The following is a 13,879-nucleotide window of genomic DNA, read 5'->3' as shown; positions in this document are numbered from 1 at the left end:
TGATTGACCGATGAATTATTGTGCTAACGCATCAATTTCTTTTACTAAGGTATCGCCGTGTTTATCAATAAACGATTTGCGTACGTCCGCTTCAATCACCGCTTTAAATGGGGTGGTGTCGACTTTTTCAATCACTTCTACCCCTGCTTTGCGTAAATTCGCGATAATCTCTTGTTCATTTTTTACATTCAGATCACGCTGATATTGCCCCGCTTCTTTTGCCGCAGAAACAATCGCTTGTTGTAATGCTGGGCTAAGCCCATCAAATTTGGCTTTGTTCATCACAACAATTAATGGCGTATAACCGTGATTGGTTTGGCTTAAATATTTTTGTACTTCATACAATTTTGCTGACCAGAAAATGCCAATGGGATGTTCTTGTGCATCCACCGCACGGGTTTCAAGTGCGGTATAAAGCTCTGAAAGTGGCATTGGAACGGGGTTTGCACCTAATAGGCTAAAGGCTTGAATATACATTGGATTTTGGTTTGTACGCACTTTCAATCCTTTAATATCTTCAGGTTTAGTTACGGGGTGTTTAGAATTAGAAAAGGCACGGAATCCGACGTCCCAAAATGCTAAGCCTTTTAATCCTTGCGCTTCAAGATCTTTCAATAACCCTTGTCCAATCTCACCGTCTAGCACTTTATACACGTGTTCACGATCTTTAAAAATAAACGGAATATCAATCACATTTAATTTCGGTTCTAACCCAGTAAAATTCGGTGAACCAGACATTTCAATATCAATAGTGCCGCCGCGTACTGCACTAATCATCGTTTGTGCATTACCTAAGGTGCTATCTGGAAATAAGCTGAGCTTTAATTCTCCTTTGGTTTTTTCTTTTAACAATTCATTAAATTTTTTCGCGGCAATGTGTTGTGTATCACTACGAGGAGCTTCATAACCAAAACGTAATGTGGTTGCCGCATTAGCGGTTGAAGCTAGCATAAACGCACTAGTTACTAAGGTTGCTAAGGTTTTTAGATTGAATAGTTTCATAGTTCTCTCCTTGGGTTTAAGGTTGCATCCACGAAAGTGGCGTTAAAATTAATGAAGGGACAAAGATGAAAGCAAAGAGCAAAATAATCATCATTAACATATAAGGTAAAATGCCTTTTGCGGCTTCATCAAATGGCAGTTTTGACACGCCCGTAATCACATTTAATACATTACCGACAGGTGGGGTAATTAACCCAATCGACGTATTTAAAATAAATAGCACGCCGAAATACACGGGATCAATGCCCGCTTCTTCAACTAGTGGCATTAACACAGGGGTTAAAATCAACACGGTTGGGGTTAAATCCATTACCATACCCACAATAAATACCACCAGCATAATGACAATCAGCAATAAGGTTGGTGAGTTAATCAAAGGTTCTAATAACTCTGTAATCATTTGAGGCAACTCTGCAACGGTAATTAGCCACCCCGTTACATTCGCAGCTGCCACTAAAAACATTACCACGCCGGTTGTTTTTGCTGCGGAAAATAACACTTTATATAACGCGCTGATCTTCAGTTCGCGATAGATAAATACTGCCACAAACAAGGCGTAGAACGTTGCGACTGCCCCGGCTTCTGTTGGGGTGAAGATGCCTAAACGGAATCCCCCAATAATAATGACAGGTAATAACAACGCCCATACACTGTTTTTAAAGGAAATACATAGTTCTTGTTTTGTTGCTTTAGAAAATGTCATTAAATTAAGCCGTTTTGCTTGCCACCACCACAGTGCGGCTAGGCAACAGCCCATTAATACGCCGGGGAAGATACCCGCTAAGAAGAGTTTTGTAATGGATACCCCGCTCGCCACGCCAAACACAATAAACGGAATTGAAGGGGGAATGATCGGGGCAATAATACCCGCCGTACCAATTAATCCCGCAGAACGCCCTAAAGGGTAGCCTGTGGTTTTCATCATTGGTAATAACATTGCTGCCACTGCCGCGGTATCCGCCACCGCCGAGCCGGATAAACTTGCCATAATCATTGCAGCTAAAATGGCAACAAACCCTAGCCCACCACGCTTATGTCCGACCAATTTCATTGGCAAATCAATAATGCGTTTGGACAACCCGCCCTCATTCATAATTTCGCCGGCAAGAATAAAAAATGGAATAGCCATTAATGAAAAGCTATCTGCACCGCTCACAATTTGTTGTGCCAAAATTTGAGCATCAAATAAATCCAAATGGATCATCAAGGCAATCCCACAAATTAAGAGTGAGAAAGCAACGGGAATACCTAAAATAATTGCACCGAGTAAAACAGAAAGGAAAATAATAACGGTCATTGAATGCCCCCTTTCAATAATAAACGAACGTTTGCAACTAAACGTATGCTTAGCAGTAAGCCAATAAAGACACCAGCAACAACGCTTGCTAAGTAGGTGATCCCCTGTGGTAATCCAGAAATGGGTGCATAATTGGTTAAATTAAGCTCAAATTGTGTCCAACCACCGCGAATAATCAAATAGCAACAGAACAACATAAGTCCGTCAGTCAATAGACTGAGAAGATGACGCTGATAAGCAGAAAGCTTATGGGTTAAAATCGTTACGTGAACGTGTTGATCATCATTAAAGGCTAAAATTGCGCCAAGGAAAGTCAGCCACACAAATAAATAGCGAGAGACTTCCTCGGTAATGTTAATGCTACTGTTGAAGCCATAACGTAACACCACATTGAGAAAAACTAAGCACGACATCGTAGCAAGAATGCTCACCACGGTAATGCTGAGTGTTTTTTGAATAAAATTGACAAGAGATTTCATTTTTCACCTCAAATCTCACTGATTGCAATTTTGACGACAACCTTACGAATATTGCTGGATTGCTGATCAATACACGCAGGGCGATGAATGTCTTCAGGAAAGAAAATAGCAAAATTCCCTTTTCGCATAATCAATTCACTTTCATTTTCTGCATCTTGGTAAAACAGGATGTCTCTTTCCGCATTGTACGCTTGTGCAATCTGGTTATTGCCAAGATCTGGTGCAATACCGATACGTTCTTGCCCTGAATGTAGGTATTGCACATCAAGGTAACGGCGATGAACTTCGGGCAAAATCTCAGATTTAGGCTTTGTTTCGAGATCTAAAACTTGGGCAAAAATCAACCGCTCTTTAATTTCATAACAACCCGCAGGCAGGGTGTCAAAATCGGTATTTTTTAGATAAGCCAAGGCAATGTTAATCGCGTCGGGAAACCCATTATTATTTACATTAGAAATATGTCCAAAGTACATCCTGTCACTCCTTCTATTTCAGCTTATAAGGCTTTGAGTTTTGCCCATACCGTATCATCAACGGGAATGCCATTTGCTTTATTCTCCGCTAAAATCGTGGTAAATTCGTGTCCCGGCAGACGTATCGCCACCTCAGGATCAGCACGTTCCGCAGTACGGACATAATCCATAATACGTGTGAGTTTCTCTTCTTTGGTTTTTCCATCAATAAGACGATCCACTTCGATAGCAATAAACACTTGTGAAACACAGTATTCATCATCTTTATCTTCTGTCACGGCAGCGGTGGATAGCCCATTAGAAAGCAAGGTGGCGATCATATCTAGTACGATAGATAATCCCGACCCTTTCCAAAATCCCATTGGTAATAAACGACGATTATTTTCTACTGTGGCAGGATCGCGCGTTAAGTTGCCTTCATCATCAAATCCAGCATCAACAAATGTTTGTCGTCCAGCTAAACGGTGAACTTCTAACATTCCGTAGGAATACATCGAACAAGACATATCTACCATTGTAATTGGCTTAGTTGGGACAGCAACAATCAAAGGATTTGTGCCAATTCGACATTCTTTTGCTCCCCAAGGCGGCATTACTGCCAGTGCATTGGTCCAGCAAATGCCGATATAACCTTTCTCTGCAGCTTGCCAGCCGTAACTTCCTCCGCGCATCCAGTGGTTTGCGTTACGCAATGCCACCACGCCGATACCATATTGATCGGCAATTTCCATTGCCCGATCCATCATTTTTTTAGCGGTTAAATTCCCCATTGCCTGATGGGCATCCCACTGTTCAACCGCCCCTAAAGAAAGCACTTTGGTCGGCACGGCTTCTGGCACAATGTCGCCATTTTCTAGTTGTTGAATAAAACGTGGAAAACGATTCACGCCGTGAGAATAAGCCCCCGCCTGCGTGGTATCTGCAAAGGCCGTTGCGCATTCTTCGGCAATCTCTTCACGGACATTACGTGCAAGCAGCACACGTTTAAATTCAGCTTTTAACTCATTATAAGAAACTAACATACTCACCTCTTATTTCATATTGTGAAATTATGTTTCATAAGTTACATTATGGCTATGTAGAAAGTCAATCTTAAAGAGAAAATAAAACCCATTAAAAATCAATGTGTTAAAAATATTTTTCTAGAATTGTGATCTACATCTCAATTAATAGAAATAATATTTCACAATGTGAAATAGAAAAGGAAGTAAAAATTCATTATACTTCTGGCTAACAGAAAAGAGAGGAGCAACCTTATGTCAGACGATAAATCCAATGGAAATCAGAGCTTAAGTCGTGGTTTAAGATTACTTGAAATTTTGAGCAATTACCCGAATGGCTGCCCATTAGCAAAATTATCAGAGATTGCGCAGCTCAATAAAAGTACCGTACATAGATTATTACAAGGCTTACAAAGTGAAGGTTATGTACAGCCTACGGCAACCGCTGGCAATTATCGTTTAACTACAAAATGCTTGAGTATTGGGCAAAAAATCTTAATGTCGTTAAATATTATTAATATTGCCGCTCCTTATTTAGAAGCGCTGAATTTAACCTTAGGCGAAACCGTGAATTTTTCTAAACGGGAAAACGACTATGCCATTATGATCTATAAATTAGAACCTACAACAGGAATGCTGAGAACACAGGCCTATATTGGGCAACGTTTACCCCTTTATTGTTCCGCGATGGGTAAACTTTATCTCGCCTATGAAAAAAATAAAGATTATCTGCCACATTATTGGCAAAGCCAAGCCGAGAATATCAAACCACTCACGGCAAATACTGTAACCCATCTTCCTTTAATGGAAAAAGAACTGAATGATATTCGACAAGAGCAATTTGCAATGGATCGTGAAGAAAATGAAATTGGCGTTGTTTGCGTTGCCTGCCCGATTTTTAATTATCAAGGAAATGTGGATTATGCCGTTTCGGTGTCAATGTCGTCTTATAAATTAAAACAATTAGGCATTCCCTATCTGTTGAATGAAATTCAAAAAACGGCGTTGCTTATTTCACAAGAATTAGGGTATAAGCCAGATCACGCCTTGCCACAGCCGAAAAAACAATAGAAAAAAGCACCGCACTTTGATTTGCCCATAAAAGTGAAACCATATCTCAATGGATTAAGGGCTGATAGGGGTGTTTCTGTTAGCTGTATCCCTTGCTAATATTAAGCGTGAATACACGGAAAAGGAAATAAATCATCTCCCAAGTCAGAAAGAAGAATTTCAACGTTAAACGCATAAAAAAAAATCAGGAGCTACGCTCCTGATAAGCCCCTGATTATTCCAAACGTTCGCCGTGAGAAATTAGATCTAAACCTTGGCGTTCTTCATCTAAGGTGACACGAAGATCCATACATTTATTCATTATCCATAATAGAAGCAGTGAGATAATACTGCTATACACTAAAGTAATAATGACACTTTCAATTTGTAACCAAAGGCTTGCGTTATTATTTCCAGTCACTTCACTCGAAACAAAAATTCCCGTTAAAATTGCCCCAGCAATGCCACCCATTCCGTGAATACCAAAGGCATCAAGAGAATCATCGTAGCCTAATTTGTATTTCAGTTTGGTAACAGTAAAGAAACAAATTACACTGGTAATCGCACCAATCCATACCGCACTTTGTGGTAGTACAAAGCCGGCAGCAGGGGTTATCCCGACTAATCCTGCTATTGCCCCTGAGGCAAGACCTAATGCAGAGGGTTTATATTTACTGACAACTTCGCAAAGCACCCAAGTTAATGCCCCCACGGCGGCAGAAATTTGTGTGGTTGCAAGCGCCATTCCCGCACGGCTATCTGCGGCTAAGGCAGATCCCGCATTAAAACCAAACCAGCCAACCCATAACATCGCACAACCAATGAGGGTTAAGGTGAGGTTATGCGGCGCCATAACTTCTTTTCCATAGCCATAACGCTTTCCGATGAAAATTGCCGCACATAATCCGGCTACACCCGCATTGATATGAATGACTGTTCCACCGGCATAATCTAATACCCCATCTTCAGCCAACCAACCGCCAATCCCCCATACCCAGTGCGCCGTTGGAACATAAACCAGCAATGTCCATAAACCGACAAAAATTAGCACCGCACTAAATTTCATTCGCTCGGCAAATGCCCCTGTCATAATGGCGCCTGCAATGATGGCAAAGGCCATCTGAAATAGCATAAAAACAGACTCTGGAATTGTGCTTGCTCCGGGATAGACAGTGAGTTTTTCTTCTGTGGTGAGTACATTTAACCCTTGCAAAAAGAGACGATCAAATCCACCAATAAAGGCGTTATTTGGGGTGAAGGCTAGGCTATAACCACATATAAACCAAATTACCGCAATTAAACTACAGGCAGCAAAACTTTGCACCATAACGGATAAAATATTCTTTTTTCGCACCATTCCAGCATAAAATAATGCCAAGCCCGGGATCGTCATAAATAACACTAAAATCGTCGATAGCATCATCCAAGCTGTATCGCCAGTATTGATGACCGAAAAAGGTTGTAGCCAATCAACGGCTTTTGCTGTCAGGGGAAAGCATAAAAGCATTAATAACCCACTATATTTTTTCATTTTAATATCCTCTCATTGCGTTAAATCGCCGTTTTATTGCTTGCTTTTGGAGGGATAAGTTTTTATCACCCTTTCCACAAATGCCATTACCAAACAGGTAAATCACAAATAACAAAATAATGAAAAATAAAGATTTCGTCAAATAAAAAAGAAAAAAGAATGAAAATAAATTAAAAATAGAATGGTATTTCAATATGAAATCCAATTTTATTTATTTTGTATTCATCTCGTAGATAAAAATTTACTGATGCCATAAAACAGAGGCTTAATTTTATAAGCCTTTTCATTGCAAACTAAGATAAGACTTTCTTAATCCCTATCCTTCACCTTACCCAGATCCCACTGGCTCGTTGTACCGTTTTCTCTTATTGCCTTAAAGCATAATAATAGGCACTTTGATTAAAGTGCCTTATTTTTGAATTTAAATGACCAGTAAATGATTTACTGTCTTTTTAGCATAGTCTGTAAGGATTGTAAGGAATACACCTCGTAATTTTGCAAATTGCCGATACTTTGCACTAAGGCTTCTGCCGCGGCCAAGGTGGTTTGAATAAAGACTTTTTGTTGCAACGCACTACGACGGATAGAATGGCTATCTTCAATGCTTTCAGGGAAACTACCTACCGTATTAATGATCATCGCAATCTCACCATTTTTTATTGCATCCACAATATGTGGACGCCCTTCGCGAACTTTATTTACCGTTTGGGCAAAAATACCGTTTTCACGTAAGAAATTGGCTGTCCCAAGGGTTGCACATAAACCATATCCCTGTTCTTGTAATCCTTTCGCAATCGGCAATAAGCGTGGCTTATCCTTGTCATCAACAGAAATAAACACTTTTCCTGTTTTAGCGATTTTTTCCCCTGCGCCAAGCTGAGCTTTAATGAACGCTTCTGCGAATGTTTCGCCCACGCCCATCACTTCTCCTGTTGAACGCATTTCAGGGCCTAAAATGGTATCTACCCCCGGGAATTTTATAAACGGGAACACCGCTTCTTTCACAGAATAAAAGTGCGGTTGAATTTCACCTTGAATTTGTTGAGTTTGCAAACTGATGCCAGCCATTACACGCGCCGCAATTTTGGCTAATGGACGTCCTGTGGCTTTACTCACAAATGGCACAGTACGACTTGCCCGAGGGTTTACTTCTAAGACATAGATCACGCCCTCTTGCACAGCAAATTGAACATTCATCAATCCCACCACATTTAATGCTTTTGCCATCGCTGCAGTTTGCCGGCGGATTTCATCTTGAATCTCTGCACTTAAGGAATAAGGTGGCAGAGAACACGCACTATCTCCACTATGAATCCCTGCTTGTTCAATATGTTGCATAATCCCGCCGATGACCACCTGTTCACCATCACAAATGCAATCCACATCCACTTCAATAGCATTATTTAAGAAATGATCAAGCAAAATTGGGCTATCTTCGGAAACTTGCACCGCTTCACGCATATATTTGTTGAGTTCCTCCACGTTATACACGATTTGCATTGCACGTCCGCCTAGCACATAAGAAGGACGAACCACGAGTGGATAGCCCACTTCATCAGCCAATTTGACTGCTTCTATGGCATTTCTTGCGGTACGGTTATTCGGTTGTTTTAAGCCGAGTTGTTGTAGGATTTGTTGGAAGCGTTCACGATCTTCTGCGGCATCAATACTGTCCGCTGATGTACCAATAATGTTCACGCCATTTTCGGCAAGGGCGTTCGCGAGTTTTAGCGGTGTTTGACCACCATAATGCACAATGACGCCATCAGGCTGTTCAAGGTGAATGATTTCTAACACATCTTCAAGGGTAAGCGGTTCAAAATAAAGGCGATCTGAGGTATCGAAATCGGTAGAAACCGTTTCAGGGTTACAGTTCACCATAATGGTTTCAAAACCGCTTTCACGCAAGGCAAGTGCGGCATGGACACAACAATAATCAAATTCAATGCCTTGCCCAATTCGGTTTGGTCCACCACCTAAAATCATAATTTTCTTACGATCAGAGGGTTTCGCCTCGCATTCTTCTTCATAAGTAGAATAAAGATAAGCCGTATCCGATTTAAATTCCCCAGCACAGGTATCAACCCGTTTATAGACAGGGTGCAGATTGAATGATTTACGCAAATTTCGCACCGCACTTTCATTACTTTTCACTAATTGGGCAATACGTTTATCTGAAAAACCTTTACGTTTTAAACGGCGAAGCTCTGCATAGTCTAATTGTTCAAGTGTTTTTTGCTCTAAGGCTAATTCTTCTTTCACTAAATCTTGGATCTGTACTAAAAACCAAGGATCAATTTTCGAGTAATGATGTACTTCTTCCAAGCTAAAGCCTGCGCCAAAAGCATCGGCAACATAAAGAATGCGGTTAGGCCCGGGGTTACCAAGTTCGGTGCGTATTTTTTCAGGCGCTTCAGACAGCAAATTGAAACCACAAATACCCGTTTCTAATCCTCGTAACGCTTTTTGCAAGCTTTCTTGGAACGTACGCCCCATTGCCATTACTTCGCCCACGGATTTCATCTGCGTGGTTAAACGATCGTCTGCTTGAGGGAATTTCTCAAAGGCAAAACGTGGCACTTTAGTCACCACATAGTCAATAGACGGTTCAAAAGACGCAGGGATAAGTCCACCGGTGATGTCGTTACGCAATTCATTGAGCGTATAACCCACCGCCAATTTGGCTGCCACTTTTGCAATAGGGAAGCCTGTCGCTTTAGACGCCAGCGCAGAAGAACGGCTCACGCGTGGATTCATTTCAATCACAATCATTTCACCATTGGCTGGATTAATGGCAAATTGCACGTTTGAACCGCCTGTATCCACCCCAATTTCACGCAACACAGCAAGGCTGGCATTACGCATAATTTGATATTCTTTATCAGTGAGAGTTTGCGCGGGTGCAACGGTGATAGAATCGCCCGTATGTACGCCCATAGGATCAAAATTTTCAATGGAGCAGATGATAATACAGTTATCGGCTTTATCACGAACTACTTCCATTTCGTATTCTTTCCAGCCTAATACCGATTGTTCGATAAGTAACTCGTGGGTGGGTGAGGCATCAAATCCCCGTTCACAAATGGCGATAAATTCATCTCGGTTATAGGCTATGCCCCCCCCTGAACCACCCATAGTGAAAGACGGACGGATTAACGTTGGAAAACCGACTTCGACCTGAGCTACCCAAGCTTCCTCAAAAGTATGGCAAACAAAAGATTTTGGCGTATTTAAGCCAATTTTTTCCATTGCTTCTTTAAAGCGCCCACGATCTTCTGCTTTATCAATAGCATCTTCCGTTGCTCCAATCAGTTCGACAGCGTATTTTTTCAACACGCCATTTTTAGAAAGATCTAAGGCACAATTCAAGGCAGTTTGCCCGCCCATTGTGGGTAAAATCGCATCGGGACGCTCTTTTTCAATAATCTTTTCGACCGTTTGCCAAGTAATTGGCTCAATGTAGGTTACATCTGCCATATCAGGATCAGTCATAATGGTGGCGGGGTTAGAATTCACTAACACCACTTTATAACCTTCTTCACGCAACGCCTTACACGCCTGCGCGCCTGAGTAGTCAAATTCACAAGCCTGCCCAATCACAATCGGGCCAGCACCGATAATTAATATTGTCTTTATGTCTGTACGTTTTGTCATTTCGAATATTTTATATCTATTTACTGTTTATTATTTACATTTCTTTTGGTGGTACATATACAACCTTATATAAAATTATCAAATGAAATAAAGATATTGGTATAAAGATATACCACCATGGAAATACTATTTGAGAAAAATATGACATAAGTTTTTCTATTAACTCATAATCTTTGTAATTATTAATTATATCTAGAAAACATTTTATTTTAGAATGATGAGATAAGATAAATATTATAAAGCAATATAAAAACACAATCCCGAAAAATAATACATCAAAAAGGCCACCTAAACCCACATATATTCTTCTTAAACAATTTCGAGGTTTAGCCGAAAATTCTTCCTTGATAGCGATATACACATTCTTAACTTCTTTACATAGAAGTGGAATAATAAATCCTAAAAAGAATGTTGCGATCGTTGCAATAAAACATAATACTGTATATAAGGAAGATTCTTCCTTTAGAATTAAATTAATAAAAAACCTTACAGCACCTAAGAAATTGATACCCCCAGCAATAATAATGACAAATCTAAGAATCTCTAAAAATTTGTTTCTATCATAGAGCTTCCAATAAATTTCATAAAAATTTTTACAAGACATATTTCATACCTAAAAGGTAGATGATTAATACTTATGTAATAAATATATATTATTCAATATTTATGTCAATTTAAATTTTGCTTTCAACGCCGCCACAAACTTATCAAACAAATAGGCAACATCATTTGGGCCGGGGCTAGCTTCTGGGTGGCCTTGGAAAGAGAATGCCACTTGATCGGTCAGCTCAATGCCTTGCACGGAATGATCAAATAAAGAGCGGTGGGTTATTTTCACGTTTTTTGGCAGGCTGTGTTCGTCCACTTCAAAGCCGTGGTTTTGGCTGGTGATGAACACTTTTTGCGTATCCAAATCCTGCACGGGGTGGTTGGCTCCGTGGTGGCCAAATGGCATTTTTTTAGTTTTTCCGCCCACCGCAAGGCCTAATAATTGATGCCCCAAGCAAATACCAAAAATCGGCTTTTTACTTGCCAATAAGGTTTGAATATTTTGAATCGCATAATCACAAGGTTCAGGATCGCCGGGGCCGTTGGATAAGAAAATGCCATCAGGCTGATAAGCTAACACTTGTTCTGCGGTTGTGTGAGCGGGTACAACGGTAATTTTACAGCCGCGTTCAGCAAGCATTCGTAAAATATTGTGCTTCACGCCAAAATCATAAGCAACAATATGATATTCTTGTTCAGGCTGTGAATGATAACCTTTACCTAACGCCCACTCTCCCTGTGTCCATTCATAAGGTGCTTGGCAAGTTACCTGTTGGGCAAGATCTTTGCCAGCCATAGAACCGAAACTTTGTGCAAGCACGAGTGCTTTTTGTTCATCGATCTCTCCTGCCATAATACAGCCAGCCATCGCCCCTTTATCTCGTAAAAGACGGGTAAGACGGCGTGTATCAATATCAGCAATGGCGACCACATTATTTGCTTTTAGGTAATCGGCAAGGCTTTGATTGGCACGGAAATTACTGTGTAACAAAGGCAAATCACGAATGATTAATCCACTAGCATAGACTTTATTGCTTTCTTGATCTTCATTATTGGTACCAGTATTGCCAATATGGGGATAGGTAAGGGTAACCATTTGTTGAAAATAGGAAGGATCGGTGAGAATTTCTTGATAACCCGTGATAGCGGTATTAAAAACCACTTCTCCCGTCGTTGAGCCAGACACCCCAATAGATGTGCCGTGGAAAACGCTGCCGTCAGCCAATACTAAAATTGCTGGACTAGACATAAAAAACTCCTTAATTGTAGGTGAACACTTGCAAATGCTCATTAACCGAAATTTAGCGAAAAAAACACCGCACTTTTATTTTGCAGTTGTACTAAATTGCATTGGTGGTTAGCTCACAGGCTAAACGGGCTAATTCTAAAAGACAATAGCACGATATTCAAGCAAATTCGCAAGGAATAAGAAATATATTTATTCATTAATATTGCATAAATAATCATTGTAATGCAAGCAATTTATTTTTCTCTGATTTATTTTGTAGATTTTCACCAAGTTGTTTACAATGTATCTTATTTTTTAGTCACAGGGCATATTATGAAAAAATCCGTTTTCGTCGTCTCACTCGTACTTGGTTCAGCTTTACTCACGGGCTGTGCCACAATCGATCCACAAACGGGAGAACGTAAAGATCCATTGGAAGGATTTAACCGAGCAATGTGGGATTTCAACTATAAGGTTGCCGATCCCTATGTGCTGAAACCAGTTGCCAAAGGTTGGAAAAATTACGTGCCACAGCCTATTAAAACAGGAATTATTAATGTTGCGAATAATCTTGATGAACCAGCCAGTTTTGTAAACCGCTTATTGCAAGGTGAATTTAAAAAAGCAATGGTGCATTTCAATCGCTTCTGGATCAACAGTATTTTCGGTTTAGGCGGTTTAATTGACTGGGCAAGTGCCAGCCCACCATTACGCGTAGAAGAAAAACGCCGTTTTGGTGATACCTTAGGGGCTTATGGTGTCGAAACAGGTACTTATGTAATGTTGCCGATGTACGGGCCTGCCACCCCTCGTCAAGATCTAGGTAATTTAGTGGATACCACTTACCCAATGCTGTCTTTACTAGGTCCTTGGGGATTATTAAAATGGGGTATTCAAGGTATTGATAGTCGCGCAAAAATGCTTGATAAAGACGCATTATTAGAGCAATCGCAAGATCCTTATGTTACTTTCCGCGAAGCCTATTTCCAAAACTTAGAATATCACGTTAAAGACGGCAATGTGGAAACCAAAGGCAATACCCTTTCACAAGATGAACTTAAAGAAATTGATTAATGATAGGAATAAATACTATGGAAATGACCTCAACTCAGCGCTTAATTTTAGCTAATCAATATAAATTAATGGGCTTATTAGATCCAAATAACGCCGCGAAATATGCCCGTTTAGAAACGATTGTAAAAGGGGGATTTGGACTAGAATTGAAAGAATTAGATAAAGAATTTTCTAATCTTTCAGAACAAGAATGCCAAACTGTTCGAGATACGCTTGAAATGTATCATGCTTTACACGTTTCTTATAACAACTTAGGCGACACAACCACTGTAACCCCACACCGCTTACAATTTGCGGGTTACTGTGCTGTACGTGAGAAAAAATATCTTCACTACTTACGTTTTATCACCACCACAGAAGGGAAATACGCAGAATTTATGCAATGCGAACACGGCTGTGATTCACAAACGCCAATGTGGGACAAATATATTAAAATGCTCGAAGTTTGGCGTAGCTGCCCACACGAATATCATTTAAGTATGGCGGAAATTCAGAAAATTTTGAATGCTTAATTGCTTAACAATAAGGGGCTAATCTATCT

General features: G+C 40.3%; 12 protein-coding genes. 3 read left to right on the top strand and 9 right to left on the bottom strand.

What is annotated here, in order from left to right:
* Positions 1–15: 15 nt before the first annotated feature.
* The 5 genes from L5B83_RS03545 to yiaK are packed head-to-tail and all read right to left on the bottom strand — an operon-like array spanning position 16 to position 4,273.
* Complete coding sequence (locus tag L5B83_RS03545; RefSeq protein ID WP_265777602.1) at positions 16–1,002, bottom strand: TRAP transporter substrate-binding protein; 987 nt, start codon at positions 1,000–1,002, stop codon at positions 16–18.
* Positions 1,003–1,018: 16 nt separating this feature from the next.
* Positions 1,019–2,299, bottom strand: coding sequence for a TRAP transporter large permease subunit (locus L5B83_RS03540; RefSeq protein ID WP_250351380.1), 1,281 nt, complete (start codon positions 2,297–2,299; stop codon positions 1,019–1,021).
* Positions 2,296–2,778 (bottom strand): TRAP transporter small permease, encoded by a 483-nt coding sequence (locus L5B83_RS03535; RefSeq protein WP_265777601.1) that lies wholly within the window; start codon positions 2,776–2,778, stop codon positions 2,296–2,298. Before L5B83_RS03535 ends, L5B83_RS03540 begins: the two co-directional genes overlap by 4 nt.
* Positions 2,779–2,786: 8 nt before the next feature.
* The gene (locus L5B83_RS03530) at positions 2,787–3,251 is read right to left on the bottom strand and encodes a YhcH/YjgK/YiaL family protein (RefSeq protein WP_265777600.1); all 465 of its coding nucleotides are present in this window, start codon (positions 3,249–3,251) and stop codon (positions 2,787–2,789) included.
* A gap of 23 nt (positions 3,252–3,274) precedes the next feature.
* The gene (yiaK, locus tag L5B83_RS03525; RefSeq protein WP_265777599.1) at positions 3,275–4,273 is read right to left on the bottom strand and encodes a 3-dehydro-L-gulonate 2-dehydrogenase; all 999 of its coding nucleotides are present in this window, start codon (positions 4,271–4,273) and stop codon (positions 3,275–3,277) included.
* 234 nt (positions 4,274–4,507) lie between these two features.
* On the opposite strand from yiaK, the gene L5B83_RS03520 reads away from it, so the two are divergent.
* A complete protein-coding gene (locus L5B83_RS03520) occupies positions 4,508–5,323 on the top strand; it encodes an IclR family transcriptional regulator (RefSeq protein WP_250351376.1) in 816 nt (271 codons plus the stop codon).
* A 214-nt stretch (positions 5,324–5,537) separates the two neighbouring features.
* Here L5B83_RS03520 and L5B83_RS03515 read toward each other — a convergent pair whose 3' ends face one another.
* The 4 genes from L5B83_RS03515 to carA all read right to left on the bottom strand — a co-directional run bounded on the left by L5B83_RS03515 (position 5,538) and on the right by carA (position 12,285).
* The gene (locus L5B83_RS03515) at positions 5,538–6,833 is read right to left on the bottom strand and encodes an ammonium transporter (protein WP_250351375.1); all 1,296 of its coding nucleotides are present in this window, start codon (positions 6,831–6,833) and stop codon (positions 5,538–5,540) included.
* Positions 6,834–7,274: 441 nt separating this feature from the next.
* Positions 7,275–10,487 (bottom strand): carbamoyl-phosphate synthase large subunit, encoded by a 3,213-nt coding sequence (gene carB, locus L5B83_RS03510; protein WP_265777598.1) that lies wholly within the window; start codon positions 10,485–10,487, stop codon positions 7,275–7,277.
* 34 nt (positions 10,488–10,521) lie between these two features.
* Positions 10,522–11,091 (bottom strand): hypothetical protein, encoded by a 570-nt coding sequence (locus tag L5B83_RS03505; protein ID WP_265777597.1) that lies wholly within the window; start codon positions 11,089–11,091, stop codon positions 10,522–10,524.
* Positions 11,092–11,151: 60 nt separating this feature from the next.
* Positions 11,152–12,285: a glutamine-hydrolyzing carbamoyl-phosphate synthase small subunit gene (gene carA, locus L5B83_RS03500; RefSeq protein ID WP_265777596.1), complete on the bottom strand. Its 1,134-nt coding sequence runs from the start codon at positions 12,283–12,285 to the stop codon at positions 11,152–11,154.
* Between the two features lie 312 nt (positions 12,286–12,597).
* On the opposite strand from carA, the gene L5B83_RS03495 reads away from it, so the two are divergent.
* Together L5B83_RS03495 and L5B83_RS03490 are read left to right on the top strand one after the other, a co-directional pair.
* Positions 12,598–13,338, top strand: coding sequence for an MlaA family lipoprotein (locus tag L5B83_RS03495; protein ID WP_250351372.1), 741 nt, complete (start codon positions 12,598–12,600; stop codon positions 13,336–13,338).
* 17 nt (positions 13,339–13,355) lie between these two features.
* On the top strand, positions 13,356–13,850 hold the full coding sequence (locus L5B83_RS03490; RefSeq protein WP_250363901.1) for a YfbU family protein: 495 nt from the start codon (positions 13,356–13,358) through the stop codon (positions 13,848–13,850).
* The last annotated feature ends 29 nt before the right edge of the window (positions 13,851–13,879 follow it).

Source organism: Avibacterium sp. 21-599 (assembly GCF_026226765.1).
Lineage (GTDB): Bacteria > Pseudomonadota > Gammaproteobacteria > Enterobacterales > Pasteurellaceae > Avibacterium.
This window is presented reverse-complemented; position numbering and strand designations above follow the sequence as displayed.